Here is a 23,936-nt window from a genome sequence, read left to right as displayed (position 1 = left end):
ACCAAATACGACCACTCTGGGGCCGCCTGCAAGCGACGGCAGGCGGATTCACCCCACGGGGACAGAGGCCATCGCGTCTCAAGTGGCAATATTCTGACCTTTCGCGTGGCCTCTCACGCACTAGTTATTCATATCGAGGAGTCAAAATACGGGGGCCGTCCGCCGTGGCGGCAACTGTGTGTTCCCAATGGGACGCCGGCATTCGATCAGCGCTGACGACCGTCCAGCCGTCGTCAAGCTCATCGCTACCCCACTCGCCGCCGAGAATGAGCATCGGTTCGATGGCCAACACGGAGCCTTCGACGATGCGGGGGCCCTTGCCTGCTTTGCCTTCGTTGGGGAGGAAGGGATCCATGTGCATCTCGCGCCCGATGCCGTGCCCGCCGTAGCCATCGACGATGCCGAGTTCAATATCGTGGCGCAGTTCAGCCTCACGGGTGGCCGTTTCAAGCGCATATGAAATATCGGTGAGGCGAGCACCCGGCACCATGGCCTTAATACCTTCGGCGAGGACCTCCGACGTCGCGATGTTTAGTTTTTCGACATCCTCACTCAGCTTTCCGACACCGAAAGTCAGTGCCGAATCGCCGTGCCAACCGTCCAAAATTGCGCCACAGTCAATCGAGACCAGATCACCTTCGGATAGAACTGTGGCCGAGGACGGAATGCCATGGACGATAACTTCATTCACGGATGCACAGATAGATGCCGGGAAACCTTCATAACCAAGGAAAGATGGCGTTGCACCCGCATCGGTAATGACCTGATGCGCAATCTCATTGAGATCCGCCGTGGTCACCCCTGGCTTAGCGGCATCTCGGCAGGCTAGCAATGCACGACCGACGATCTCGCCGGCCGCTTGCATCGCATCCAACTCTCCCTCAGTGCGGGCGGGAACTACTTTGCGGCGGCGTCGAAAACTCATCACGTTGGTTGAGTCTACTCTGACTCAGAAGGGAACCACCGGCTAGCCGCATCCCACCGCCTACGAAGGCACCGCTACCCCAGCCAGCACTCTGCTTCATGTATTTCTGCATGACGTTGCATGGGAACTTTTATGGAAGTTCATTGGTGACAGTTGATCCGCAATCGACTTGCTTCAATTTTCGCGCAGTTTACTCCCAAAGATGAGCTGCCTTACGATAACTGGCATGCATTCACTGTTGAAGTCCACGCAGATTGCTGGCGTTGTTATTGCTGCCAGCTCGCTTTTCCTGATTGGCGCATGCTCAAGCAACCCCGAACCGGCGCCAGCGCCGACTGTCCCTTCCACTTCCCCTGCTGCGGAATCGCCGGAGACCCCTGGAAGCACCGCGGGTTTCATGGGCACCTCTGCACTGCCTGAGTCAATCCAGAATTTCACTCCTGATGCTGTTAAGGAAGCGGTTGGCAGCTGCGTCGAGTCGGATGACTCTAAACCCGTCATTTTTGGCAGCGAGAGCGTACATGGCTTCACCTGCGTAATGGCTGTTGGCGACGGCGGCACTGCGATGCTCAGTACGGCCGAGGACCCGGCCACTGTCAGCCGGATTAATGAAAAGGCTGAGTCCGTCGAGAACTACGTGCCATACGAGCTACCCGGCAAGCACGCATTTAGCGGCGTCAACAAGGGCTCCCCTTTCGTTATGGTCATCGACGAGGATAACCGCATCTACCAAGAGTTCGTTTTCGCGAATATTGGTGCCGAGGCCGCACAGCCGCTTATCGACGAGATCATTCAGGACTTCCAGTAGCCCTAACCTGCAGTTCAATCCAGGGAACTCACCCAGCATCAACTCTCCGCTGCCGTAACGCTCTGATTTCGCTACGACGGCCGGAGCACTTCTGCTGTACTCGCCCCAAAAGAGTCTTCACCTCCCGCCAGCGTTACCCCTGCGCCTCGTTACCGCCCGCCCCCTTCGTCATCCACGTCCGCACCGCACCCGCCTGCGCCGCCGGGGTCAGCGTCATCCTTATCGCCTTGGTTACGCTTCGCCCCTTTTTGCCGAAGTATTCGCCGCAACCAACGTCCTGGGTTATCAAAAGCGTTTGAATCTTGATTCGAGTTCCTGTTTTTCTCTTCCGATGAATCATTCGTCTTTCGGTCTTTTCCTGGCTCAATCCACACCACCCGTTCCGTTTCGACAGGCTCCCCTTCACACTCATCCGGCCGCAACGTCCACCAGGATTTGTCATTCGACCGATTGTCATCAATCTTTCGATGCGTACCGGGGTCAACAAATGTCAGATTTGAAATGTCCGTTCCCCCGCCCCTCGCCCAGGATTCAATATGATGCATATCGCACATAGCCGGAGGCGTAGCTTTGCCCGGTGCGGAAGATCCGCCCTCCTCGCCGCACAGCGCAAGGTACTGGGCCATCGTCCCTAGTCTCTGCGATCGGCCAAGAAACAGACTCTGCCCCTTGTCTCCCAAAACCTGCAAGAACGAATTTCCGGCCGCAACCTTCTCTATCGCCTCAGCGATTGACATTCGCACACCACCATCGCTGATTGCTTTCCCCGCCCCCGGCAGCTTCCAACCATCCGTGCCTTGCAGCTTTACGCCCGCTATTTTCGCGATATCCGAAATATGGGCGACAGTGACAACCGACGTGGTGCCCCGCACCGGCTTTAAGGTCGCACCTATCCCAAAACCGGCATCGACCGCAGCCTCAAGTGCATCATGAAACCGCTGCTCTGGAGCGCGCTCATCCTTAGCGCCTTCCTCCAAGAGTCCACCCGGCCGCCCGTAGTCAGCCTGCAACCTCTTCAGCATCGCCGCGAAGTGCGGCGTAATCAGCCCCGTCAACCGACTCATACCGTCGGCTCGTTGTGGCCCGACCTTCACTCCCCGCAGCCGCTGTCTGTCCTCATCCGTATATGGGTCATCCAATCCCAACATCGCCCGCAGTCGATGTGACAGCGCACCCAAGTCGTCGACACGCACCTGTGTCACAACCTCACTGGCATGCTCATCCAAGGCCTGCGCCACCCGCGCATGTTCTGACTTCGGGAGATCTTTGACAGCTTTATCAATCTTTTGAACCGCATCCGCCCCTACGACCCCTTCGGATACCTTGTCCCGCAGAGCAGGCATTCTTTCATCATCGCTTTTCGACGAAAAAGGCTCCGCTTCCTTCCGGAGCCGCCCTAAACAACTAATTCGCTGACGAGCCTCCGCACGGGAAATATGAGACTCTTCCGCCAGCCAGACAACTTTCCGGTGATTCGATGAAGGTATCTCCGGCGCAAGCGCCGCCAAGTACTCCGCGTCAACTATGGCTAGGCGCTTCCGAGCCCTCTCAACCAATGCATAGGCGTCTCGCATATGAACTGGTGATAAATCACCGAAGCTCTCCACAACTAACCGAGACAGAGCTTCGAATTGAGTTATCAAGTCTAGTATCTGCGACACCGACAGTGCTTGATTCAGCCCCTTTGACGGCTCCTGACCTTGCGGTTGATTAGGTCGCATCATTCCCCTCCCCTCGGATCCCCTAGAAATCACTTTCGCTTTTACTTCCCTAACTATCCCCTACTACATACAAATATCGCACACCCATTCGGGTACGTCAATACTCTTTTTCGTATTTCTTTTCCCTTTTAGCTCCACACCATTCAAGCCAACTAGGCCCCTTCCCGAGCCCACTCAACACAAAAACCGCCCTTCCAAACCTCAACGGTTCGAAAGGGCGGCTTCAATAACCATCTACTACGGGTCAAACCCATCGGCCCGCCCAACGCAAAGTTGCCAGAGCACCAATTACCGGCACGCCAGGAGCTTAGTTCAGCTTCTCCAGCTCGGCCATCGTGCGCTCGTTAATCTCCTCAACGGATCCCTCAGCGGCAATCTTGATGATCTTTTCCGAGTAGTAATCCAGCAAAGGAGCGGTCTCATTGGTGTACACATGCATGCGGTTGCGGATGACCTCTTCAGTGTCGTCTGCGCGACCACGGGCCAGCATACGCTCGACTACGACATCCTCAGAAACGTCGAACTGTACGACCGCATCCAGCTCAGTACCGAGGTTGGACAGCAGACGCTTCAGCTCTTCTGCCTGACCAACAGTGCGCGGGAAGCCATCCAACAGGAACCCCTTGGCAGCGTCGTCCTCGTTCAGACGGGACTCGACCATACGCACAGTCACGTCGTCCGGAACAAGGTTGCCGGCGTCGATGTAGGACTTCGCCTCAATGCCGAGCGGAGTGCCTTCACCGATGTTTGCGCGAAACAGGTCACCGGTGGAGATGTGTGGGACACCGAGCTTTTCCGACAGGATAGCTGCCTGAGTGCCCTTGCCTGCACCGGGAGGACCTACAAGTACGAGTCGCATTACTTCAAGAACCCTTCGTAGTTACGTTGCATCATTTGGCTTTCAACCTGCTTGACCGTCGTCAGCGCAACACTGACCAGAATCAGCAGGGCTGTACCTCCAAACATACCGCCTGTACCGGCGTTCGCGTCGCCAAGCCCCATATCAAGAGCGACATTTGGCAGAACAGCAATCAGCGCCAGGTACAGCGAGCCGACAGTCAGCAGGCGAATCAGGACGTAGGACAGGTATTCAGCAGTCGGACGCCCCGGACGGAAGCCCGGAATGAATCCGCCGTACTTCTTCATGTTCTCCGCCTGCTCGTGCGGGTCGTACTGCACGGAGGTGTAGAAGAAGGAGAAGAAGATGATCATCAGGAAGAACAGCAGAATGTACTGCCAACTGGACGGCGCCAGCAGGTACTGAATGACATTGCGCTGCCACCAGTTGTCCATGTTCGGATTCGACTGACCGGACTGAACAATCTGGGTGATCAGAACCGGCACGTAAATCAGCGAGGACGCGAAGATGACCGGGATAACACCGGCCTGGTTCACCTTCAGCGGCAGGTAGGTGGAAGATCCGCCGTACTGGCGACGACCAACCATGCGCTTCGCGTACTGCACCGGAATACGGCGCTGCCCCTGCTCGATGAAAATAACGCCAATGATGAGAATCAGCACCGCAACAATCACGGTGGCGAACACGACACCGGTAGTGGAGCGCAAAATGTTCGCTCCCTGCGCCGGCATACCAGCGGCGATACCAGCGAAAATCAGCAGCGACATACCGTTGCCGACCCCTCGGTCAGTGATGAGCTCACCCATCCACATGACCAGCACGGCACCGGCGGTCATCACAACGACCATCACCACGAGGTCAAAGACCCCCGCATCCTTAACCAGCAGCGACTGCGAGCCGCCCAGCAGGGCGCCACGGTCTGCCATGGCCACAATGCCCGCAGACTGCAGCAACGCCAACGCCACTGTGAGGTAGCGGGTGTACTGGGTCATCTTTGTCTGACCCGACTGCCCTTCCTTCTTCAACTGCTCGAAATGTGGAATCACCACCGTGAGCAACTGGACGATAATCGAGGCCGTAATGTACGGCATAATGCCGATGCCGAAAATCGCCATCTGCAGCAGAGCGCCACCTGAGAACAGGTTGATCAGCGAGTAAACGCTGGACTGATCTTTCGAAATCTGCTCGAGCTGCGCGTTGACCAACTGGTAGTCGATACCAGGGGTTGGAATCTGCGAGCCGATTCGGTACAGAATGATCATCGTCAGAGTGAAGAAGATCTTCTTACGCAAATCGGGATCGCGCAACGCCGCAATGAGACCGGAAGCCACGTGCATCCTCCCGAGGTCAAGAAATCCGCTTCTCCCACGCTTTTCCCGAAAGACCTACCCGCTTATCCGCCAGTAGTCTTCCGTTTTAGTTAAGCAACGCGGATGACGTATTCCTCAAACCTTTAATTGACAGTATTTGACGTAGTGAGTCTACCAGCGTTTCTCCATATCGTCGCAATACGCCTCTATATCACCGTTAGTACAGCGCCCCGCCAATCACCTCTTTTCGCTTGACGACGATTCCAGCGCTCATCCCCTCTGAGCCCCCCGCCCCTTCATGTGCTCCACCCAACCTTCTCAAACAAAACTTGAACAGTGTTAAAGTTTTGCTCTGTGAGTACCTACAGCATTCGCATGCGCTCCAGCGCCGATGGCTGCCATATCTCTGGCGCTGAGCGTCTTGCACCGGCCACCGAACTACCTCAGCTGGCTTCTGCTATGACTAGCCGTGCACTTCACCACGACAAGGGTCGCCCAGACACAATTCACATCACTGTGGACAAGATCGAAGAGTCGACCATCAGCACCGTGCCGGCGTTAGTCCCCTTTCTAGAGTCGAACTCCAGCTCTGGTGACGCCCGCAAGCTCATTGCTCAACGCCTACACGCTGCAGGTATACAGGCCGCCGATATCGCCGTCGAGATGGCCTATTCACTCACGGGTCTTCGCGGTGCCGCTCTTATCGATAGCTCCTCCGGTGAGCGGCTCGACCCAAACCCAGCCCGCGGTGTACGGGTTTCCACTTTTGATGCCATCTCACACCCCAGCAAGGACTGCGCCAAGGACCATTTTCACGAGGCGCTCATCCTCGCATCCAAGGTTCACAGCGCCCCGGGCATCGTCGCAGAAATCTGCCTCTCCGACGATCCTTATTACACGCGTGGCTATCTCGCACTGGACGGAATCTTCCACCGTATCCCCAATATCAAGGACCACGGCAGCACTCTTGGTACTCGCATTTTCATCGTTGAACCCGGCACCGATATCCCCGAGCTAATCGATTACCTGGAGAACACGCCGGTCTATATCGAGCTCCCAGCTGATGCCAGTTCCTCGACGGACACTACCGGCCTCAGCAGCGACCTCTCAGCAATCGCCGCCCAAAGAAACACGGCCTGGGCCGGTGCAGGACTTGCCCGCACACTGCGCACTTTCGAAACCGCACAACTACCGCACAGCCGAATTGACGGAGCCGACTATCTATTGTTCTCTTCTTCGGACTACCTCGGCCTGTCCACGCACCCTGAACTCGTCTCAGCTGCCACCGAGGCAATTGGACATTTCGGCACCGGGTCCGGCGGCTCTCGCCTGACCACCGGCACTAGCATCCACAGCGCACTTGAAAGTGAACTCGCGCAGTTCTTCGGTTTCGACGATGCCGTTCTCTTTGCGACTGGCTACCAAGCAAACCATTCGACCATCGCTGCCATCGCCACCGCCGACGTTGAAATCTTCTCCGACGCCGCCAACCACGCCTCGATCATCGACGGATGCCGCAATGCCCGGGCTAAAGTCACGGTCTTTCCGCACGCTGACTATCAGACGCTCGACCGTCTCCTCGCAACATCGAGCGCCCGCCACAAACTTGTCATCTCCGACTCCGTGTTCTCTATGTCAGGCGAGGTCATCGACGGCCCGGCACTCGAGCGCACCTGTCGCCGTCGCAACGCATGGCTGATGCTTGACGACGCCCACGGCATCGGCGTTATCGGAGAACAAGGTCGTGGCACTGCAGCGCACCTGGGCATTCGCCCGGACATTGTGGTCGGCACCGCGAGCAAGGCTCTCGGTGTCGAAGGAGGATACGTTCTCTGCTCGGCACCAGTTGGCGAACTGCTACGCAATCAAGCCCGTAGCTTCGTGTACTCAACGTCCATGAACCCTGGTTCTGTCGCAGCTATCCGCGCGGCGTTGAAACAGTTGGAGGTTGGGGACGTCGTCAAGCGATTGCAACGTAATATTGCGCGCGTCCGCTCCCTGGTTGGCGCGCAGTCAGACCCCGCATCTGCAATCATCCCGCTGCCCGTCGGGGACGAGACCGAAGCGATGGACACCTCAGCCCGGTTAGCGGAGCTAGGCGTGTTCATACCTGCAATTCGCTATCCGACGGTCCCCCGTGGTGAGGCAATGTTGCGATTGACCATTACCGCGCTCCATACGGACGCTGACATCGACCAACTGGAGCTGGCTCTGCGCAATACCGGCCTGCTGTAAGCCAGCGGTTCGCGCTGCCCTCTCCCCTTCCCCTCTTAATACAAAAAGAGCTCCTAACCACATGGGTTAAGAGCTCTCTTGTTAAAGCTTGAATGCTTTAGGCCTCAGTGACAGAGCCGCCTGCAGCCTCGATCTTGGACTTGGCGGAGCCCGAGAACTTGGTTGCGGTGACGTTGACGGAGACATTGATGTCGCCGTCGCCGAGGACCTTCACCGGCTGGTTAGCGCGGACAGCGCCCTTTGCAACCAGGTCGGCGATGGTGATGTCGCCACCGTTCGGGAACAGACGCTCCAGATCCGAAACGTTGACCACCTGGAAGGTGACCTTCGCCGGGTTCTTGAAGCCCTTCAACTTCGGCAGACGCATGTGAAGTGGCATCTGGCCACCCTCGAATGCTGCCGAAACCTGCTTGCGGGCCTTGGTGCCCTTGGTGCCGCGACCAGCGGTCTTACCCTTGGAAGCCTCACCACGGCCGACGCGAGTCTTCTTCTTCTTAGCTCCCGGAGCCGGGGCCAAGTCGTGGAGCTTAATTGGTTCGCTCATGGTTTACCTACTCCCCCGCTACTTCTTCAACCTCGACCAGGTGACGCACAACGTTCACGAGACCGCGCACAGCCGGAGTATCCGGGCGAACGGCGGAATCGTTGATGCGCTTCAGGCCGAGGGTGCGCAGCGAATCCTTCTGGTTCTGCTTGGTACCAGCGGTACCACGGACCTGGGTAATCTTCAGTGCCATGGAAATCACGCTCCCTGACCTGCGCGTGCGCGCAGCATACGTGCTGGGGTGACCTCTTCGAGGGACTTGCCACGACGTGCGGCGACCTCTTCAGGGCGAACCAGCTGCTTGAGAGCATCAACGGTTGCGTGAACAACGTTGATGGAGTTGTTGGTACCCAGCGACTTGGACAGAACATCCTGAACACCGGCGCACTCGAGAACCGGGCGGACAGCGCCGCCGGCAATCAGACCGGTACCCGGAGCAGCCGGGCGCAGCAGCACGATGCCAGCAGCGGTCTCACCCTGAACCGGGTGGGTGATGGTGCCAGCAATCATCGGGACGCGGAAGAAGTTCTTACGAGCCTCTTCAGCACCCTTCTGGATAGCTGCCGGTACTTCCTTGGCCTTGCCGTAGCCGACGCCGACCATGCCCTCGCCGTCACCGACGATGACCAGAGCGGTGAAGCTGAAGCGACGACCACCCTTGACGACCTTGGAAACTCGGTTGATAGTTACTACGCGCTCGATGTACTGCGAACGCTCGTCCTGCTGGCGACGGTCGTTACCGCGGCCACCACGACGGTTGTTGTTCTTGTTGTCAGCGGAGTTACGTCCGCCTTCGCGCTTATCGCGTTCCGACATCACGCATTCCTTCCGTTGGACTTGTAAGTGCGCATTAGAACTTCAGACCACCTTCACGGGCAGCCTCGGCCAGAGCAGCAACACGGCCGTGGTACTGGTAGCCACCGCGGTCGAAAACGACCTTCTCGATGCCAGCATCCTTAGCGCGAGCAGCAATCAACTCGCCGACCTTGGCGCTCTTGGCCTTCTTGTCGCCCTCGAAGCCACGGAGATCTGCGTCCAGAGTGGAAGCAGCTGCCAGGGTACGACCGATGGAGTCGTCGATAACCTGAGCGGTGATGTGGCGGGAAGAGCGGTGCACGACGAGGCGCGGTGCCTCGGAGGTGCCGCGGACGTTCTTGCGCAAGCGTGCGTGACGGCGGGCGCGGGCGACACGACGACGAGTCGAGATGTCCTTGCCTACCGGGAGGCGCTTTTCGTTGGTGTTGCTCATTACTTACCCGTCTTTCCGATCTTGCGACGGATCTGCTCGCCATCGTAACGAATGCCCTTGCCCTTGTAAGGATCATCCTTACGCAGACGACGGATGTTAGCTGCGAGCTGTCCGACCTGCTGCTTATCAATACCTGTGATCGACAGCTTGGTGGTGCCGTCGACATCGAAGGTGATACCTTCCGGTGCTTCGATCAGGACTGGGTGCGAGTAGCCCAGGGAGAACTCGAGGTCCTTGCCCTTCTTGGCGACACGGTAACCGACACCGAAGATTTCCATCTTGATGGTGTAGCCCTCGGTCACACCGACAACCATATTGTTAATCAGCGAACGGGACAGGCCGTGCAGGGAGCGGCTCTTGCGGTGGTCATCCGGGCGGTTGACCACAATCTCATTGTCCTTCAGCTCAACGGTAATTGGAGCCGGGATAGAGACAGACAGCTCGCCCTTCGGGCCCTTGACGGAAACGTCCTGGCCGTTGACCTGGGCAGTAACGTTTGCCGGGACAACGACAGGGTTCTTACCAATACGAGACATTGTGTAGTTCCCCCTTTACCAGACGTAAGCGAGGACTTCCCCGCCAACCTTCTTCTCGTAAGCCTGGCGGTCAGTCAGCAGGCCCTGAGACGTGGAGATGATAGCCACGCCCAGGCCACCGAGGACCTTCGGCAGGTTAGTGGACTTTGCGTAAACACGCAGACCCGGCTTGGAGACGCGACGCACGCCAGCGATCGAACGCTCGCGGGACGGGCCGTACTTCAGGTTCAGGGTCAGGGTCTTGCCGACCTTGGCATCCTCGACTGCGTAGTCCGCAATGTAACCCTCAGACTTGAGGATCTCGGCGATGTTAGCCTTCAGCTTGGACGACGGCATCGAGACAGAGTCGTGGTACGCGTTGTTAGCGTTGCGCACGCGCGACAGCATGTCGGCGATTGGGTCAGTCATGGTCATGGTTAGTGACCGCTTCCTTTCTCGCTGCGGTTCCTTCCCACCTCGTGGCTAACTCCAATGAACGCGCAAACAGCAACTGTCACACGGCAAAAGCTTAAGATGGAGCGATTACCAATATCGTGATTCCGGCGATTTAAGGGCTACTGTTCGCCAACTCGGTTCAATAGCCGAGTCAGCTCGCCACCCAGGTGACGCCAGAGACGATGCGAGGCGAGGGGCCTACAGCAAAGTTCTTACATTTTTACTGCCGCACCTCTTATAGAGGGCAGACCTGGTGATACTAACAAATACCGGCCGAAATGCAAAAACGCCACGGACGGACGTTAGTCCGCTCGCGGCGTGAAGCCCCACCAATTAGCAGTGGAACTCAATTCCTAGCCGACATGGTGCCGGCTGGAGAAAATTAGTAGAGCTGGTCGGCGATGATGTTACCCATAGCCTTTTCGCCAGCCACCGTCGGGTGATTGGTCATCGGGCCCATCACCGGATCTGCGAAACCGGCGACGAAGCGCTCATCCGGGTTTGGGTTGCAGGTACCGTGGCCGAGGGTTGCCTCGTAGACGTCGATGAAGCCGGCACCTACGTGCTGAGACGCGGAGCGAATGCTGTCGCGGAATGCCCCCTGAATCTCGCTGGCACCCGGTGCCGGGATCGGGAAGGTCTGGTTCGGGGCGTTCACCAGGCACAGCTGGTCATTGGTAGCGTACTCAGGGTACGAAGCCAGGACGACCTGAGCACCCGGAGCAACCTGGTGGACGCGGTCAGTGAACTGACGCAGCGTCTGCTTGAACGCAGAAGGAGCCTTGGGGTCCGGCTTTGCGACCAGCTCGCCTGCCACGTCAACCCACTGGACCCAGTCCATGCCGCCGTACATCAGGACAACCTTCTCAGTGCCCTCTCCGATGTCGCCGTACTGGATGGAAGCTTCCAGGTATGCGAGGAGCTGACCCGGGAAGCCACCAAGACCGTTACAGGACCAGTCACCCAGGGACTTGTTCAGCTTCGACGCTGCAATCTTCGGCCAGTTTTCCATGTCGGTGGCACAGTTAGCGACCAGCACGTTCTGCCCCGGCGCCAGGCCACGCGGGCCACCCTTACCGGCATTAGCGGTGAAGGAGTCACCGAAGGTGACGATCTGCTTGACGCCCTTCGGGCCGGTGTCGCCGATACCCGGAATCGGAATGTTCGGCATTTCCGGCAGTGCCGGCTGTGCGTTGGCAGCACCTGCGCCCAAGCTCAGGCCCAGAGCCGCAACAGTTGCAATAGCAGCCGAGCGGACGGCCACGGAGAAGTTCTTCATGTAGTTAATCCCTTTGCGTTTTAACTTAAGGACCGCTCTGCGTAGAACCACTGGCTCAACCACACAGAAGCTGAAGCCACTTAAGTCTTGCCCAAATTGATAACGACCACAATGCATTTTGGCGGCCGTCACTATGACGAATGGCAGTTTACAACGAAATCATCACGAACGCCTAACTTTCAACTGAGAAAGTTTGTGGATTTACTAATTTTCAACCCCCAAAAAGGGTCAACTTTCACACCGGCAACACTGGTAACTTTTACGCAGGCCCCGCACGGTGACCTCACTCCCCCACGAACATAAGCAGTTAACAGAGCAGCAAAAAGCCCCGGAGGCCAAGCGGCATCCGGGGCTTCAGACAGAAGCTACCGAAGAGGCAAAACTACTTCTTGAACGGGAAGCCCAGCTCGCGCAGCAGCGCGCGGCCTTCCTCATTGTTGGTAGCGGTGGTCACGACGGTGATGTCCATACCGCGCGGGCGGTCGATCTTGTCAACGTCGATCTCGTAGAACATGGTCTGCTCAGACAGGCCGAAGGTGTAGTTACCGTGACCATCGAACTGCTGATCAGACAGACCGCGGAAGTCGCGGATTCGCGGCAGAGCCACGGTCAGCAGACGATCCAGGAACTCCCACATACGGTCGCCACGCAGGGTGACGCGAGCGCCGATGGCGTCGCCTTCACGAAGCTTGAAGTTAGCAATCGACTTGCGAGCACGACGGGTCTCCGGCTTCTGGCCGGTAATCAGAGTCAGGTCGTTGATTGCACCGTTGATCTGCTTCTTGTCCTGAGCAGCAGCGCCGACGCCCATGTTGACGACGACCTTGGTAACGCCCGGAATCTGCATGACGTTCTCGTAGGAGAACTCTTCCTGCATCTTGCCGCGAATCTCATCGCGGTAACGGGCCTTCAGACGAGGGGTGTAATTTTCGCTCATGCTTAGATGTCCTTCCCGGTACGGCGGGAGATGCGAACCTTCTTGCCGTCCTCATCGAAGCGGTAACCAACGCGAGTCGGGGTACCATCTTCGTCGACCAGCATGACGTTCGACACGTGAATCGGAGCTTCCTGAGTGACAATGCCACCCGAGGATGCACCGCGCTCCGCAGCGGAGTTTGCAACGTGCTTCTTGATACGGTTAACGCCCTCGACCAGGACCTTGTCGCGCTTCGGGTAGGCCTCGATGACCTTGCCCTGAGCACCCTTGTCCGGACCAGAGATAACCAGCACGGTATCGCCCTTACGGATCTTCACTTAAATCACCTCCGGTGCGAGCGAGACAATCTTCATGAACTTCTTGTCACGCAGCTCACGCGCGACCGGGCCGAAAATACGGGTGCCCTTTGGCTCACCGTCGGCCTTGATGATGACAGCTGCATTCTCGTCGAACGAGATGTAGGAGCCGTCCGGACGACGGGTCTCCTTCTTCGCACGGACGATGACTGCCTTAACAATTTCGCCTGCCTTGACGTTGCCGCCCGGAGTAGCTTCCTTGACAGTTGCGACAATGGTGTCGCCAATGCCAGCGAAGCGTCGGGTCGAGCCGCCGAGAACGCGGATGCACTGGATTTCACGTGCACCAGTGTTGTCGGCAACGCGCAGACGGGATTCCTGCTGAATCACTGCGTTTCTCCTGACCTGGTTGCATTGTGCGTCAGATTTCCGTCCTAAACGCACGCGGTCTTTATGTCTTGTGTTTACGCTTTACGACGAAAGTACCTGCTAGAGGCAGCTTCCATATCGATTTGACCTCGTGCTAACTACGGCCATAGACCGTTGAGAGCAGCACGCAGCCACTTCGCGCAACCTGTGTATTATGGCACGTTCGTGCGGGACAACAAAATCCCTTCGTTTCATGCCCCCAACATGGTTTATACCCTCCGCAGCAACCCTATTCCGGGGCAACCCTATACTGGGACAGTGACAAATCAACATTCCGAGAGCGCTCAGGCACAGCCAGCACAGACGCTGCCGCTATCGCTTATTGCCGGCTTGGCCTTATTATCCGCCGCCGCCCCGTTCGGTGCCGATACTTACCTGGCCTCCTTCGTGGAGATAGCCAAGGAGTTCTCCACGACCGAGTCAATGGTTCAGCTCACGCTGACAACCTTCATGATTGGCATGGCTGCAGGGCAGCTCGTCATTGGCGCTCTCTCCGATAGTTTGGGCCGCAGGAAGTTGCTTCTCATTGCGACTTTGGTGTTCTTGGGCTCGTCAATCCTCTGTGCAATAGCACCGAATGTTGGCACGCTTATTGCAATGCGCCTGTTCCAGGGGTTAGCTGGTGGCTCCACAGTTGTTCTGGCTCGTGCTGTAGTCCCAGACCTCTTGACGGGCAAGGCATCAGCGAGAGCTTTCTCCACGCTGATGGGCATTTCCTCCATCGCCCCGGCAATCGCTCCCCTTGTGGGTGGCTTTCTGGGCCCCGCATTCGGCTGGCGCAGCGTGTTCTGGTTTCTCGCAGCCATCAACGTCGCGATGGTCGCGATTGTGTTTCTGATGGTTCCGGAAACTCTGCCGCCAGAGCGACGCTCCACAGGCTCTCTGCGCAATCTCCTGCCCAATATCGGCAGGCTGCTACAGCGGCCCGTATTTGTCGGCTACTTGTTAGCTTTCGCTGGTGGCTTCTCGGTGATGTTCTCCTATATCGCTGCGTCACCTTTTATCTTCCAGGCGCTGCTGGGGCTCACCCCTACTCAGTTTTCTCTCGTGTTCGCATCCAATGCAGCGATGTTGACATTTGTGTCAATCCTCAACGGCAAGATGATCAACCGGCTTCATCCCCGTAAGGGCATTTTAGTTGCCCTTACGGTCATGCTCGTGACGTCGATAGGCCTGATTGTTAATGCCATCGTCGGGATTACCTTCTTCACTACTTGGCTGTTGCTGTTCATTACGGTACCGATGATGCCGCTGATCTTCGCCAATGCCACGGCACTCGGAATTGAGGAGGTTCGAGATATCGGAATTGGCTCAGGTTCCGGTCTCATGGGCTTCACACAGTTCCTCGCGGCCGCCACGGTTTCCCCGTTGGTGGGGCTTGGTTCCAATCTGCCTTTATCAATGGCTATATCAATGTTGACCTGCGCGCTGATTGCGCTGATCGCGGTATTGACATTGACGCGCGACGGCCTCCGCAAACACCCACATAAGCTGGCATAAAACTACATACGACAGGACTGCCCTCGTTTCACTTCACTGGTTGAGAATGTGCCCGAATCGGCATTAAATCGATGGTGAGGCCTCGTACCACCCGTAGGCGTGAGGCTGACATTGGAGAAAGGTCCTGCCATGACCACGTACGCGCATCCTCATGAACCCCATAAGTCTTCTGAGACGTCGAAGCTCAACTGGCTTCGCGCCGGAGTCCTCGGAGCCAACGACGGCATCGTCTCCACTGCTCTAATCTTGCTCAGCGTGATTGCAGCAGGTTCCTCTCGCGAAGCCATTCTGACTGCTGGTGCCGCCGCCGTTATCGCTGGTGCTATCTCGATGGCTCTGGGTGAATACGTCTCGGTTTCAACCCAGCGCGATACTGAGCGAGCGCTGATTGCCAAAGAAAAGGCCGAGCTTACAGACTTTCCAGATGAAGAGCATAAAGAGCTCGTGGGGATTCTTTCTGGCTACGGCATCCCAGTACATATCGCCGAAGATGCTGCCCACGGCATCGCACAAAATGATCCGCTGGCAGCTCACCTGAAGCTGGAATTGGGCATTGACGGCGAGGAACTTACCAACCCCTGGGCGGCTGCTGGTTCTTCGGCACTGTCGTTCCTACTCGGCGCCATCCTGCCGATGATTGCGGCACTGATCTTCACCGGCCCCACCTCTGGCGCAATCGCAGTCACCGTGGTCACCATCGTGACTCTGGCTCTGACCGGCTACATCAGCGCTAAGCTCAGCTCCACGCACTCCGGCAAGGCTGCGCTACGCCTGGTGATTGGTGGTGCACTCGGTTTGATCGTGTCCTACTTCGTCGGTCTGCTCTTCGGGCAGGCTGTCGGTTAGACCGCCAGATAGGTGCCCGGTTAACGCACAGCGAAGCTCAAAACCTAGTCAACATAGCTGGTCTTCGTCTGGTTCAACCAGGCGTAGACCGCGCCAATCCCCAGGCCACCACCTACGAAGTTGCCCAGCCACACGGCCACCCAGTTAACAGTTATGTGCAGACCATCGAAGCCTGCAGGATGCGGATTAGCGAAAAAGGCCAGGGAAAACAGAGAGAAGTTCGCAATCACGTGCTCAAGCCCGAGCCCAACGAACACCGCAATGATCGGCAGAATCACAACGAACTTCGAAATGATTTCCTTGGCTTGTAGTGCACCTAAGACAGCCATATTGACCACGAAATTCGCACCCATCGCCTCCACGAAGGCACCGAAGAACGACTTGGCCAGCTTCCCCTCAGTCAAGGTGGAAATCAAATGTGTGTCATCAATCCCACCGAGCTTGGCGCTCTGGCTGAGCACCAGCGCCACAATCGCCGCACCGATGAAGTTGTAGAACGTAGCGACGGCCACCATCCGAAGGGCCACTCCCCACGACATGCGACCGCGTGCAGCGGACCAGGACACAAACATCATGCTACCGGTCGCCAGCTCTGCACCGAGCACCACAATGGCGAACAGTCCAAGCCCGAACAGACACGCAAAGACCAGTCCCCCAGTGCCCGGAGCAATACCTTCGGCCACTTGGCCAGCTACCGCTGCAAAGGCCGTTCCCAACGTCAGATACATGCCCGCCAGGACCGCTCGAACCGCAAAACGTCCGTAGTCCTGCGTCATCAGTTCCTGTTTTTTGTCACCAGCCGTATCCAGCGTTTCGTATAGCGTCACCGCCGAAGCCTTTCCCTGCGTACCGTTAATTGCAGTTATTCGCATAAAAGAATAACGACAGTCCGGCACGGAATCGCAACCGCTTTACGACGATCACAGCTCCCTACCCCCGTTCAAGCACTGCAACCAGGAACTGAGACTCATCCTCAAACGGACGAAGATCCCACGTCGAATAACGCTGAATCACGGTGAGCCCCGCCTCCTGCGCAATGGTTTCAAAATCCGCAAAGTCCCATCCACGGCCGGCACCGAAGCCGATGATGGCACGACCGCCCTCCGGATTCAGTGCCGCTGCGAAGACCTGCAGTACCTTCGTGCGGTCTTCTGGCGCTACGAAGGTCAGGACATTGCCGGGGCAAATGATGACATCGAAGGCGGATGCCGTGTCACCGTGGGGTGTGTTCTCTAGGCCGTCGTCAAGCACGTGGGGCAATTGCGCCAAGTCCCCTACCAACCACGTCGCGTCCGGGAACTGGCGCTTTGCCTCATCGATGAGATAGGGGTCGACGTCGACACCAACGACCTGGTGTCCAGCCTTCGCCAAGTAACCGCCCACGCGTCCTTGACCACAACCGGCATCTAGAATTCGAGCGTGGCGTGGCGCCATCGCATCCACCAGCCGCGCCTCACCATCGATATCGCGGCCCTCGCGAACGAACCCCCGCCACCGGTTGGCGTAGCGCCGGGAATGCTGCGGATCGGCAGCGATAATTTCTTTCCAAGTGCGGTGATTGTGGGTGCCATTGCTCATGGCCACCATTATGGCGCAGCTGGACACTTTTTATGTATCGGTGCAGCTGCGCACCGTGGGGTCTAAATCCCCAGTACCGACTTAGCAATCAGGAAGTAGATGATCAGACCGGAGGCGTCGACAAGCGTCGTAATGAACGGGTTAGCGAAGACTGCTGGGTCAATGCCAAACTTCTTACCAATCAGCGGCATAATGCCACCGACGGTTGCCGCGAGAGTACAAATACCCAGCAGCGTAAGGCCAATCACTAGGCCGATGTCCCAACCGTAAACCAAGCCAGCTAGCAGCAGGCCGAGAGTGCCAAGCAATAGACCGAGGAACGCGCCGACCCTCACCTCTCGGAGAATGACTTTGAATATATCGCGGGGTTGGACATCCCCCAGCGCCAACGCACGCGTAATCGTAGTTGCAGCCTGGTTACCGGTATTGCCACCTGTACCAATCAGCAGCGGCACGAACACCGAAAGAACCACCATCTGAGACAGCGTCTCTTCGAAGGTTTCCAGGACTTGCACAGTCAATGTCGCACCGATTGCCAGCACGAGCAACCAGACCACACGAGAGCGAACAATCTCAAAGATTGGCGTAGCAAGGTACGGCAAGCGCAGAGGCTCAGAACCGGAAATACGAGCTTGGTCCTCGGAGTCTGCCTCCTCCAGAATCCGGAGTGCGTCGTCCACCGTGAGCAGACCGATAACACGCTGCTCGCTGTCGACAATCGGCAGAGCTAGGCGCTTACGATCAGCGCACATGCGAGCCACCTTCTCTTCAGACTCGGTGGCCTCTGCGTAGTCTGCCTTCCGCAAAATCGCCGCAACATGGATATCACTGCTGGCGCGCATCAAATCACGAAGGCTGACCACGCCCACCAGGCGGCGATTCCGGTTCGACACCGGCAGGGTGTAGATGGATTCGGCATCATCCAGATGCTTGTAGACGGTCTCCAGAGCCTCCCCCACCGTCATATCGTCGTGAAGCGACACCAGCTCCGGGCTCATTCGACGTCCAATGGAACCATCGGGGTAACCGAGGACGATGTTGGTCAGCTCTCGCTCATCATCCGGTAGATCGGCCAGCAGTTTTGCAGCGACAGACGCAGGCAGCTCGTCGAGCAGTTCTGCTCGATCGTCCGGTTCCATCTCTGCGAAAACTGCGGTGACTTCAGGATCACGGAGGCTCTCAATCAGGTGCGCCTGTAGAGCCGAGTCCAGCTCATCGAAGGTTTCAACCGCCGTGTCTTTCGGCAGTGTGCGGTAGAACAGCGCACGTTCCTCATGGCTGAGGCGGCGCATCTTTCGAGCGGCAGCCTTGGGCTCAATATCAGCTAAAAGCCGCGACAATGTCGCCACGTCGTGTGAGCGAAGTGCGGACTCCAGGTCTCGATCATCAATCCTGGTCACGTCAGTAGTCACCGAACTTCTCCCCTCACACAGCATAAATCCTCGCCAATGCTATCAGAGATACAAACCCAGCAAACTTGCACTGAGGGGAATAGAAACACGAAGAAACATGGCTTGCCAAAAACAAAACCCCCGCCACAGAAAACACTTGCGTGTTTCCCGCGGCGGGGTTCTCGTCGTAAAGCCCTAGCTGATTGCTCAGCTATCGGGTCTTACTTAGCCTTCTCGACGATCTCGAGCAGGCGGTAGTGCTTGTCCTTGGAGAGCGGACGGCACTCTTCGATGCGGACGCGGTCGCCCACGCCAGCCTCTTCGTTCTCGTCGTGCGCCTTGACCTTGGAGTTCGTGCGCATGATCTTGCCGTACAGGGCGTGCTGCTTGCGGTCCTCGAGCTCGACAACGATGGTCTTCTGCATCTTGTCGGACACGACGTAACCGGTGCGCACCTTACGTGCGCCAGCCTCGGTGGTGTTCATGTTTTCCTCACTCATGCTGCATCACCATCGGTTGGTGCAGCAGACAGGCCGAGCTCGCGCTCACGCATAACGGTGTAAATGCGAGCAATATCCTTGCGGACAGTGCGGAGACGGCGGTTGTTGGTCAGCTGACCGGTAGCGCTCTGGAAACGGAGGTTGAACAGCTCCTCCTTAGACTCCTTGAGCTTGGCAACCAGGTCATCGTTATCCAGCGAGCGAAGCTCGTGGGCGGGAATGCCGTTCGACATCAGTACTGATCCTCCTTCCGAACGATTCGGGTCTTAATCGGCAGCTTAGCGCCTGCGCGCTTCAGTGCCTCGACGGCAACTGCCTCGTCCGGGTAGGACATCTCGAACATGATGCGACCCGGCTTGACGTTTGCAATCCACTTCTCGACTGGGCCCTTACCGGAACCCATACGAACACCCAGCGGCTTCTGGGTCAGCGGACGGTCCGGGAAAATCTGAATCCAGACCTTACCACCACGCTTGACGTGGCGGTTGATGGCAATACGCGCTGCCTCAATCTGACGGTTGGTGATGTAGGCCGGCTCGAGAGCCTGGAGACCGTATTCACCGAAAGTCACCTTGTTGCCGCCCTTGGACATACCAGAACGGGTCGGGCGGTGCTGGCGACGGAACTTAACGCGCTTCGGGATGAGCATGAATTAGCCCTCCTTCTTCTCAGATGCACGCTGACGACGCTTGCCACCGCGACGCGGGCGGTCGTTGCCGCGACGCTGGCGGGCGTTGCCGGCGTTGATCTCGGACTCGCGACGGCCACCGATCACGTCACCCTTGTAGATCCACACCTTGACGCCAATGCGGCCGAAGGTGGTGTGAGCCTCGTGGGTGCCGTAGTCGATCTCCGCACGCAGGGTGTGCAGCGGAACGCGACCCTCGTGGTAGCGCTCGGTGCGGCCCATCTCGGCACCACCGAGACGACCGGAGCAGACAACCTTGATGCCCTTGACGTGCGGCTGACGCATTGCAGACTGGATAGCCTTGCGCATTGCACGACGGAAAGCGACACGGTTGGCGAGCTGCTCAGCGATGGACTGAGCAACCAGCTTCGCATCCGCGTCAATGTTCTTGACCTCGAGGATGTTCAGCTGAACCTGCTTGCCGGTGAGCTTCTCGAGCTGGCCGCGGATGCGATCAGCCTCGGAGCCACGACGACCGATAACGATGCCCGGGCGTGCGGTGTGGATGTCCACACGCACGCGGTCACGGGTGCGCTCGATAACGACATCGGAGATGCCGGCGCGCTCAAGACCGGTGGACAGCAGATCGCGGATCTTGATGTCCTCGGCCAGGTAGTCAGCGTACTGCTTGTCGGCGTACCAGCGGGACTTCCAGTCGCTGGAAATACCGAGGCGAAGACCGTGTGGATGGATCTTCTGTCCCACTATCGGTCACCTTCCTTCTGGCTCTCGACGACCACGGTGATGTGGCTGGTGCGCTTGCGGACGTGGAAAGCACGGCCCTGCGCACGCGGGCGGAAGCGCTTCATGGTCGGTCCCTCGTTGGCGTAAGCCTCGGAGATGACCAGAGTACGACGGTCCAGGCCGAAGTTGTTCTCAGCGTTTGCAGCTGCAGACGCAACAACCTTGGCAACTGGATCGGCAGCACCCTGCGGGGCGTACTCCAGGATGTTAAGTGCCTCGTCGACGGACTTACCGCGAACGGTGTCCAGGACGCGACGTGCCTTCATCGGAGTAACGCGGACGAAGCGCGCAGTTGCGCGTGCAGAAGTAATGTCGTTGCTCATGGCTTATCGACGTCCCTTCTTGTCATCCTTGACGTGACCCTTGAAGGTCTTGGTCGGGGCGAATTCGCCCAACTTGTGGCCGACCATAGAGTCATCCACGAACACCGGCACGTGCTTGCGACCGTCGTGAACGGCGAAGGTGTGGCCGATGAAATCGGGGAGAATCGTGGAGCGGCGAGACCAGGTCTTGATGACCTGCTTGGTGCCCTTCTCGTTCTGTGCATCGACCTTCGCGAGGAGGTGCTCATCGACGAACGGGCCCTTCTTAAGGCTGCGTGGCATTCTCAGTTCCCTCCTTAGCGCTTCTTATTCTTGTTGGTACGACGGCGACGAACGATCAGCTGGTCGCTCGGGCGGTTCGGCTTACGGGTGCGGCCTTCCTTCTGGCCCCACGGGGAAACCGGGTGGCGACCACCAGAGGTCTTACCCTCACCACCACCGTGCGGGTGGTCAACCGGGTTCATGACAACACCGCGGACAGTCGGGCGCCAGCCCTTCCAGCGCATACGGCCGGCCTTGCCCCAACGAATGTTGATCTGATCCTGGTTTCCGACCTCACCGACGGTTGCACGGCAACGAGCGTCGACGCGACGGATCTCAGAGGACGGCATACGCAGAACTGCGTACTTGCCTTCCTTACCGAGAAGCTGAATAGAAGCACCAGCAGAACGTGCCAGCTGTGCACCGGCACCCGGCTTGAGCTCCACGCAGTGAATGGTGGAACCGGTCGGGATGTTACGCAGCGGCAGGTTGTTACCAACCTTGATGTCGGCGTTAGCGCCGGACTCAACGATGGCACCCTGCTTCAGGTTCTTCGGAGCGATGATGTAGCGCTTCTCACCGTCTGCGTAGTGCAGCAGTGCGATGTTGGCGGTACGGTTCGGGTCGTACTCGATGTGAGCGACCTTTGCCGGAATGCCGTCCTTGTCATTACGACGGAAGTCGATGACACGGTACTGGCGCTTGTGTCCGCCACCCTTGTGGCGAGTGGTGATGTGACCGTGTACGTTACGGCCACCAGTCTTCGACAGCGGGCGCAGCAGAGACTTCTCAGGAGTCGAGCGAGTAACCTCGCTGAACTCGGAGACGGAGCTCTGGCGGCGACCCGGCGTAGTCGGCTTGTACTTACGAATAGCCATACTTTTGCTCTTCCTTAACTTCCTCGTCGGCTAGCGGCTAGGCTGCCGAACCGCCGAAGATGTCGATGGGATCGCTGCCGGCCGCGAGAGTCACGTAGGCGCGCTTGGTGTTCTTGCGCTTGCCGTAGCCGGTGCGGGAACGCTTGCGCTTGCCCTCACGGTTGAGGGTGTTGACGGAAGCGACCTTGGCACCGAAAATCTCCTGGACCGCGATCTTGATCTGGGTCTTGTTAGCGTCGGTGTGAACCAGGAACGTGTAAACGCCCTGCTCCATAAGTCCGTAGGACTTCTCAGACACTACCGGTGCAACAATGATGTCGCGGGGATCTGCGATGGTAGCCATTACTTCTCCTCCTTACCGGCGGTGCGAGTGATGAAGTCATTGAGTGCCTGAACGGCGAAGATGACGTCATCGGCCTTCAGAACGTCGTAGGTGTTCAGCTGATCCTCAGACAGGATGTGGACACCTGGCAGGTTACGAACCGACTTCCACGAGTTGACGTCCTCGCGTGGCAGAACGACGAGCACGTTGTTGCGCTCAGTCAGACGCTCGACGAAAGTACGAGCTGCCTTGGTGGACGGGGTCTGGCCTGGGACCAGTTCCTCGACAACGTGGATGCGGTCGTGGCGAGCACGGTCAGAGAGTGCGCCGCGCAGAGCAGCTGCAATCATCTTCTTCGGGGTACGCTGGCTGTAGTCGCGCGGCACCGGGCCGTGGACAATGCCACCGCCGGTCCAGTGCGGAGCACGAATCGAACCCTGACGAGCGCGACCGGTACCCTTCTGGCGCCACGGCTTGCGGCCACCGCCGCGAACCTCACCGCGGGTCTTGACCTTGTGGGTGCCCTGGCGAGCTGCTGCACGCTGTGCGACAACAACCTGGTGCATCAGGGCGATGGACACCTCCGCGTCGAACACGGAAGCAGGAAGCTCAACCGAACCGTTCACGCCGCCTTCAGCGGTGTGTACGTCTAGCTTGAGGTTGGTCATGCGTGAGCACCACCCTTCGTGGCAGTCTTAACAACCAGCAGGCCGCCGCGTGCACCCGGAACTGCGCCCTTGATGAGCAGCAGGTTCGCGTCAGCGTCAACCTTCTGGATCTTCAGGTTCTGGGTTGTGACCCGGTCGTTACCCATGCGGCCTGCCATGCGCTTGCCCTTGAAGACGCGTCCTGGCGTGGCGCAGGCGCCAATGCCACCAACACGACGGTGAGCAGCCTGGTTACCGTGAGCTGCACCCTGGCCAGCAAAGCCGTGGCGCTTCATACCACCGGCGAAGCCGTGGCCCTTGGAGGTACCAGTGACGTCGACGTACTCAATTTCGCCGAAGATGTCGACACCAACGGACTGGCCGACCTCGTAAGAGGAAGCGTCCGGGGTGCGAATCTCGACGCTGTGGCGACGCGGGGTCACACCGGCCTTCTTGAAGTGGCCGGATTCCGGCTTGTTGACCTTACGCGGGTCAATTTCGCCGTATGCAATCTGGACGGCGTCGTAGCCGTCGGTTTCCTTAGTGCGCACCTGAGTCACTACGCACGGCCCAGCCTCAACGACGGTAACCGGAACAACGCGGTTTTCCTCGTCGAAGATCTGAGTCATACCGAGCTTCGTGCCCAGGATGCCCTTGATCTCGTTTTCACTCATTTATCTTGTCTCCGCTACCAA

31 protein-coding genes and 1 pseudogene are annotated in these 23,936 nt (G+C 58.1%); 5 read left to right on the top strand and 27 right to left on the bottom strand.

Going from position 1 to position 23,936, the window contains the following annotated elements:
* Positions 1-124: 124 nt before the first annotated feature.
* Positions 125-925: a type I methionyl aminopeptidase gene (map, locus tag HMPREF3042_RS01075; RefSeq protein WP_016422076.1), complete on the bottom strand. Its 801-nt coding sequence runs from the start codon at positions 923-925 to the stop codon at positions 125-127.
* Between the two features lie 226 nt (positions 926-1,151).
* Between map and HMPREF3042_RS01070 the strand changes: the two genes are divergently transcribed.
* The gene (locus HMPREF3042_RS01070; RefSeq protein ID WP_070855822.1) at positions 1,152-1,733 is read left to right on the top strand and encodes a hypothetical protein; all 582 of its coding nucleotides are present in this window, start codon (positions 1,152-1,154) and stop codon (positions 1,731-1,733) included.
* Between the two features lie 149 nt (positions 1,734-1,882).
* Here the strand turns inward: HMPREF3042_RS01070 and HMPREF3042_RS01065 are convergent, their stop codons facing one another.
* The 3 genes from HMPREF3042_RS01065 to secY all read right to left on the bottom strand — a co-directional run bounded on the left by HMPREF3042_RS01065 (position 1,883) and on the right by secY (position 5,650).
* Positions 1,883-3,307 (bottom strand): HNH endonuclease signature motif containing protein, encoded by a 1,425-nt coding sequence (locus HMPREF3042_RS01065; RefSeq protein ID WP_246822279.1) that lies wholly within the window; start codon positions 3,305-3,307, stop codon positions 1,883-1,885.
* A 454-nt stretch (positions 3,308-3,761) separates the two neighbouring features.
* Positions 3,762-4,313, bottom strand: coding sequence for an adenylate kinase (locus HMPREF3042_RS01060; protein WP_005509947.1), 552 nt, complete (start codon positions 4,311-4,313; stop codon positions 3,762-3,764).
* A complete protein-coding gene (secY, locus tag HMPREF3042_RS01055) occupies positions 4,313-5,650 on the bottom strand; it encodes a preprotein translocase subunit SecY (RefSeq protein WP_040360915.1) in 1,338 nt (445 codons plus the stop codon). Before secY ends, HMPREF3042_RS01060 begins: the two co-directional genes overlap by 1 nt.
* Positions 5,651-5,998: 348 nt before the next feature.
* On the opposite strand from secY, the pseudogene HMPREF3042_RS11090 reads away from it, so the two are divergent.
* Together HMPREF3042_RS11090 and HMPREF3042_RS11085 are read left to right on the top strand one after the other, a co-directional pair.
* Positions 5,999-6,661 (top strand): annotated as a pseudogene (locus HMPREF3042_RS11090) (6-carboxyhexanoate--CoA ligase); the annotation flags it as partial.
* Between the two features lie 9 nt (positions 6,662-6,670).
* Positions 6,671-7,858, top strand: coding sequence for an aminotransferase class I/II-fold pyridoxal phosphate-dependent enzyme (locus tag HMPREF3042_RS11085; RefSeq protein ID WP_371440716.1), 1,188 nt, complete (start codon positions 6,671-6,673; stop codon positions 7,856-7,858).
* A gap of 97 nt (positions 7,859-7,955) precedes the next feature.
* On the opposite strand, the gene rplO is transcribed toward HMPREF3042_RS11085, so the two are convergent.
* From rplO to rplN, 10 genes are all read right to left on the bottom strand, one after another.
* Entirely contained in the window at positions 7,956-8,402 is a 447-nt protein-coding gene (rplO, locus tag HMPREF3042_RS01045; protein ID WP_005509936.1) for a 50S ribosomal protein L15, read from the bottom strand.
* Between the two features lie 7 nt (positions 8,403-8,409).
* Positions 8,410-8,595, bottom strand: a complete 186-nt coding sequence (rpmD, locus tag HMPREF3042_RS01040) for a 50S ribosomal protein L30 (RefSeq protein ID WP_005509843.1) — start codon at positions 8,593-8,595, stop codon at positions 8,410-8,412.
* Positions 8,596-8,600: 5 nt separating this feature from the next.
* Positions 8,601-9,218 (bottom strand): 30S ribosomal protein S5, encoded by a 618-nt coding sequence (rpsE, locus tag HMPREF3042_RS01035; RefSeq protein WP_005510059.1) that lies wholly within the window; start codon positions 9,216-9,218, stop codon positions 8,601-8,603.
* Positions 9,219-9,252: 34 nt separating this feature from the next.
* The gene (rplR, locus tag HMPREF3042_RS01030) at positions 9,253-9,651 is read right to left on the bottom strand and encodes a 50S ribosomal protein L18 (protein WP_005510009.1); all 399 of its coding nucleotides are present in this window, start codon (positions 9,649-9,651) and stop codon (positions 9,253-9,255) included.
* Complete coding sequence (rplF, locus tag HMPREF3042_RS01025) at positions 9,651-10,187, bottom strand: 50S ribosomal protein L6 (RefSeq protein WP_005509895.1); 537 nt, start codon at positions 10,185-10,187, stop codon at positions 9,651-9,653. The genes rplR and rplF overlap by 1 nt, the downstream gene beginning before the upstream one ends.
* A 15-nt stretch (positions 10,188-10,202) precedes the next feature.
* Positions 10,203-10,601, bottom strand: a complete 399-nt coding sequence (rpsH, locus tag HMPREF3042_RS01020) for a 30S ribosomal protein S8 (RefSeq protein ID WP_005509822.1) — start codon at positions 10,599-10,601, stop codon at positions 10,203-10,205.
* Positions 10,602-11,004: 403 nt separating this feature from the next.
* Positions 11,005-11,901 (bottom strand): GDSL-type esterase/lipase family protein, encoded by an 897-nt coding sequence (locus tag HMPREF3042_RS01015; RefSeq protein ID WP_005510051.1) that lies wholly within the window; start codon positions 11,899-11,901, stop codon positions 11,005-11,007.
* Positions 11,902-12,283: 382 nt separating this feature from the next.
* Positions 12,284-12,838: a 50S ribosomal protein L5 gene (gene rplE / locus HMPREF3042_RS01010; protein WP_005509901.1), complete on the bottom strand. Its 555-nt coding sequence runs from the start codon at positions 12,836-12,838 to the stop codon at positions 12,284-12,286.
* Positions 12,839-12,840: 2 nt separating this feature from the next.
* On the bottom strand, positions 12,841-13,155 hold the full coding sequence (gene rplX, locus HMPREF3042_RS01005) for a 50S ribosomal protein L24 (protein WP_005509963.1): 315 nt from the start codon (positions 13,153-13,155) through the stop codon (positions 12,841-12,843).
* Complete coding sequence (gene rplN / locus HMPREF3042_RS01000) at positions 13,156-13,524, bottom strand: 50S ribosomal protein L14 (RefSeq protein ID WP_038627660.1); 369 nt, start codon at positions 13,522-13,524, stop codon at positions 13,156-13,158.
* A 297-nt stretch (positions 13,525-13,821) separates the two neighbouring features.
* Between rplN and HMPREF3042_RS00995 the strand changes: the two genes are divergently transcribed.
* Positions 13,822-15,063, top strand: coding sequence for a multidrug effflux MFS transporter (locus HMPREF3042_RS00995; RefSeq protein WP_224784309.1), 1,242 nt, complete (start codon positions 13,822-13,824; stop codon positions 15,061-15,063).
* Positions 15,064-15,192: 129 nt separating this feature from the next.
* Entirely contained in the window at positions 15,193-15,909 is a 717-nt protein-coding gene (locus HMPREF3042_RS00990) for a VIT1/CCC1 transporter family protein (protein WP_070855820.1), read from the top strand.
* Positions 15,910-15,953: 44 nt separating this feature from the next.
* Here HMPREF3042_RS00990 and HMPREF3042_RS00985 read toward each other — a convergent pair whose 3' ends face one another.
* The 13 genes from HMPREF3042_RS00985 to rplC form a co-directional block, all read right to left on the bottom strand.
* Entirely contained in the window at positions 15,954-16,736 is a 783-nt protein-coding gene (locus HMPREF3042_RS00985; RefSeq protein ID WP_070855819.1) for a formate/nitrite transporter family protein, read from the bottom strand.
* Between the two features lie 103 nt (positions 16,737-16,839).
* Complete coding sequence (locus tag HMPREF3042_RS00980; RefSeq protein WP_070653453.1) at positions 16,840-17,496, bottom strand: class I SAM-dependent methyltransferase; 657 nt, start codon at positions 17,494-17,496, stop codon at positions 16,840-16,842.
* Between the two features lie 53 nt (positions 17,497-17,549).
* Positions 17,550-18,899 carry a magnesium transporter gene (gene mgtE, locus HMPREF3042_RS00975; RefSeq protein ID WP_070855818.1) on the bottom strand — a complete coding sequence of 450 codons (1,350 nt, stop codon included), beginning with the start codon at positions 18,897-18,899 and terminating at the stop codon, positions 17,550-17,552.
* A gap of 200 nt (positions 18,900-19,099) precedes the next feature.
* Positions 19,100-19,378, bottom strand: a complete 279-nt coding sequence (gene rpsQ, locus HMPREF3042_RS00970; RefSeq protein ID WP_048760623.1) for a 30S ribosomal protein S17 — start codon at positions 19,376-19,378, stop codon at positions 19,100-19,102.
* Positions 19,375-19,611 (bottom strand): 50S ribosomal protein L29, encoded by a 237-nt coding sequence (rpmC, locus tag HMPREF3042_RS00965; protein WP_005509851.1) that lies wholly within the window; start codon positions 19,609-19,611, stop codon positions 19,375-19,377. Before rpmC ends, rpsQ begins: the two co-directional genes overlap by 4 nt.
* Positions 19,611-20,027 (bottom strand): 50S ribosomal protein L16, encoded by a 417-nt coding sequence (gene rplP, locus HMPREF3042_RS00960; RefSeq protein ID WP_049170015.1) that lies wholly within the window; start codon positions 20,025-20,027, stop codon positions 19,611-19,613. The genes rpmC and rplP overlap by 1 nt, the downstream gene beginning before the upstream one ends.
* Before the next feature lie 3 nt (positions 20,028-20,030).
* On the bottom strand, positions 20,031-20,771 hold the full coding sequence (gene rpsC, locus HMPREF3042_RS00955) for a 30S ribosomal protein S3 (protein ID WP_005509954.1): 741 nt from the start codon (positions 20,769-20,771) through the stop codon (positions 20,031-20,033).
* On the bottom strand, positions 20,771-21,133 hold the full coding sequence (rplV, locus tag HMPREF3042_RS00950; protein ID WP_005509775.1) for a 50S ribosomal protein L22: 363 nt from the start codon (positions 21,131-21,133) through the stop codon (positions 20,771-20,773). The genes rpsC and rplV overlap by 1 nt, the downstream gene beginning before the upstream one ends.
* Before the next feature lie 3 nt (positions 21,134-21,136).
* On the bottom strand, positions 21,137-21,415 hold the full coding sequence (gene rpsS, locus HMPREF3042_RS00945; RefSeq protein WP_005509882.1) for a 30S ribosomal protein S19: 279 nt from the start codon (positions 21,413-21,415) through the stop codon (positions 21,137-21,139).
* Positions 21,416-21,429: 14 nt separating this feature from the next.
* Positions 21,430-22,272: a 50S ribosomal protein L2 gene (gene rplB / locus HMPREF3042_RS00940; protein WP_005509800.1), complete on the bottom strand. Its 843-nt coding sequence runs from the start codon at positions 22,270-22,272 to the stop codon at positions 21,430-21,432.
* Between the two features lie 37 nt (positions 22,273-22,309).
* Positions 22,310-22,615, bottom strand: a complete 306-nt coding sequence (gene rplW, locus HMPREF3042_RS00935; RefSeq protein ID WP_005509869.1) for a 50S ribosomal protein L23 — start codon at positions 22,613-22,615, stop codon at positions 22,310-22,312.
* Positions 22,615-23,262 carry a 50S ribosomal protein L4 gene (gene rplD, locus HMPREF3042_RS00930; RefSeq protein WP_038627645.1) on the bottom strand — a complete coding sequence of 216 codons (648 nt, stop codon included), beginning with the start codon at positions 23,260-23,262 and terminating at the stop codon, positions 22,615-22,617. Before rplD ends, rplW begins: the two co-directional genes overlap by 1 nt.
* Positions 23,259-23,915, bottom strand: a complete 657-nt coding sequence (gene rplC, locus HMPREF3042_RS00925) for a 50S ribosomal protein L3 (protein WP_070767579.1) — start codon at positions 23,913-23,915, stop codon at positions 23,259-23,261. Before rplC ends, rplD begins: the two co-directional genes overlap by 4 nt.
* Positions 23,916-23,936 lie beyond the last annotated feature (21 nt).

The organism is Corynebacterium sp. HMSC074C05 (genome assembly GCF_001838325.1).
In the GTDB taxonomy this organism is placed as follows: domain Bacteria; phylum Actinomycetota; class Actinomycetes; order Mycobacteriales; family Mycobacteriaceae; genus Corynebacterium; species Corynebacterium amycolatum.
The sequence above is the reverse complement of the archived record's forward strand: the minus strand, read 5'-3'. Positions and strand labels throughout refer to the sequence as shown.

Coding starts and splice junctions, on each gene's coding strand:
- rpsQ (WP_048760623.1), bottom strand. CDS start 19,378: ATGAGTGAGGAAAACATGAACACCACCGAGGCTGGCGCACGTAAGGTG.
- map (WP_016422076.1), bottom strand. CDS start 925: ATGAGTTTTCGACGCCGCCGCAAAGTAGTTCCCGCCCGCACTGAGGGA.
- HMPREF3042_RS00980 (WP_070653453.1), bottom strand. CDS start 17,496: ATGGTGGCCATGAGCAATGGCACCCACAATCACCGCACTTGGAAAGAA.
- secY (WP_040360915.1), bottom strand. CDS start 5,650: ATGCACGTGGCTTCCGGTCTCATTGCGGCGTTGCGCGATCCCGATTTG.
- rplP (WP_049170015.1), bottom strand. CDS start 20,027: ATGCTCATCCCGAAGCGCGTTAAGTTCCGTCGCCAGCACCGCCCGACC.
- rplW (WP_005509869.1), bottom strand. CDS start 22,615: ATGGCTACCATCGCAGATCCCCGCGACATCATTGTTGCACCGGTAGTG.
- rplV (WP_005509775.1), bottom strand. CDS start 21,133: ATGAGCAACGACATTACTTCTGCACGCGCAACTGCGCGCTTCGTCCGC.
- rpsE (WP_005510059.1), bottom strand. CDS start 9,218: ATGTCGGAACGCGATAAGCGCGAAGGCGGACGTAACTCCGCTGACAAC.
- rpsH (WP_005509822.1), bottom strand. CDS start 10,601: ATGACCATGACTGACCCAATCGCCGACATGCTGTCGCGCGTGCGCAAC.
- rplO (WP_005509936.1), bottom strand. CDS start 8,402: ATGAGCGAACCAATTAAGCTCCACGACTTGGCCCCGGCTCCGGGAGCT.
- HMPREF3042_RS01060 (WP_005509947.1), bottom strand. CDS start 4,313: ATGCGACTCGTACTTGTAGGTCCTCCCGGTGCAGGCAAGGGCACTCAG.
- HMPREF3042_RS00990 (WP_070855820.1), top strand. CDS start 15,193: ATGACCACGTACGCGCATCCTCATGAACCCCATAAGTCTTCTGAGACG.
- rplR (WP_005510009.1), bottom strand. CDS start 9,651: ATGAGCAACACCAACGAAAAGCGCCTCCCGGTAGGCAAGGACATCTCG.
- rpsS (WP_005509882.1), bottom strand. CDS start 21,415: ATGCCACGCAGCCTTAAGAAGGGCCCGTTCGTCGATGAGCACCTCCTC.
- HMPREF3042_RS01065 (WP_246822279.1), bottom strand. CDS start 3,307: ATGCGAGACGCCTATGCATTGGTTGAGAGGGCTCGGAAGCGCCTAGCC.
- rplD (WP_038627645.1), bottom strand. CDS start 23,262: ATGACCAACCTCAAGCTAGACGTACACACCGCTGAAGGCGGCGTGAAC.
- rplB (WP_005509800.1), bottom strand. CDS start 22,272: ATGGCTATTCGTAAGTACAAGCCGACTACGCCGGGTCGCCGCCAGAGC.
- HMPREF3042_RS01070 (WP_070855822.1), top strand. CDS start 1,152: ATGCATTCACTGTTGAAGTCCACGCAGATTGCTGGCGTTGTTATTGCT.
- rpmD (WP_005509843.1), bottom strand. CDS start 8,595: ATGGCACTGAAGATTACCCAGGTCCGTGGTACCGCTGGTACCAAGCAG.
- HMPREF3042_RS01015 (WP_005510051.1), bottom strand. CDS start 11,901: ATGAAGAACTTCTCCGTGGCCGTCCGCTCGGCTGCTATTGCAACTGTT.
- rplE (WP_005509901.1), bottom strand. CDS start 12,838: ATGAGCGAAAATTACACCCCTCGTCTGAAGGCCCGTTACCGCGATGAG.
- rplC (WP_070767579.1), bottom strand. CDS start 23,915: ATGAGTGAAAACGAGATCAAGGGCATCCTGGGCACGAAGCTCGGTATG.
- rpmC (WP_005509851.1), bottom strand. CDS start 19,611: ATGTCGAACGGCATTCCCGCCCACGAGCTTCGCTCGCTGGATAACGAT.
- rplF (WP_005509895.1), bottom strand. CDS start 10,187: ATGTCTCGTATTGGTAAGAACCCTGTCGTTGTCCCGGCAAACGTTACT.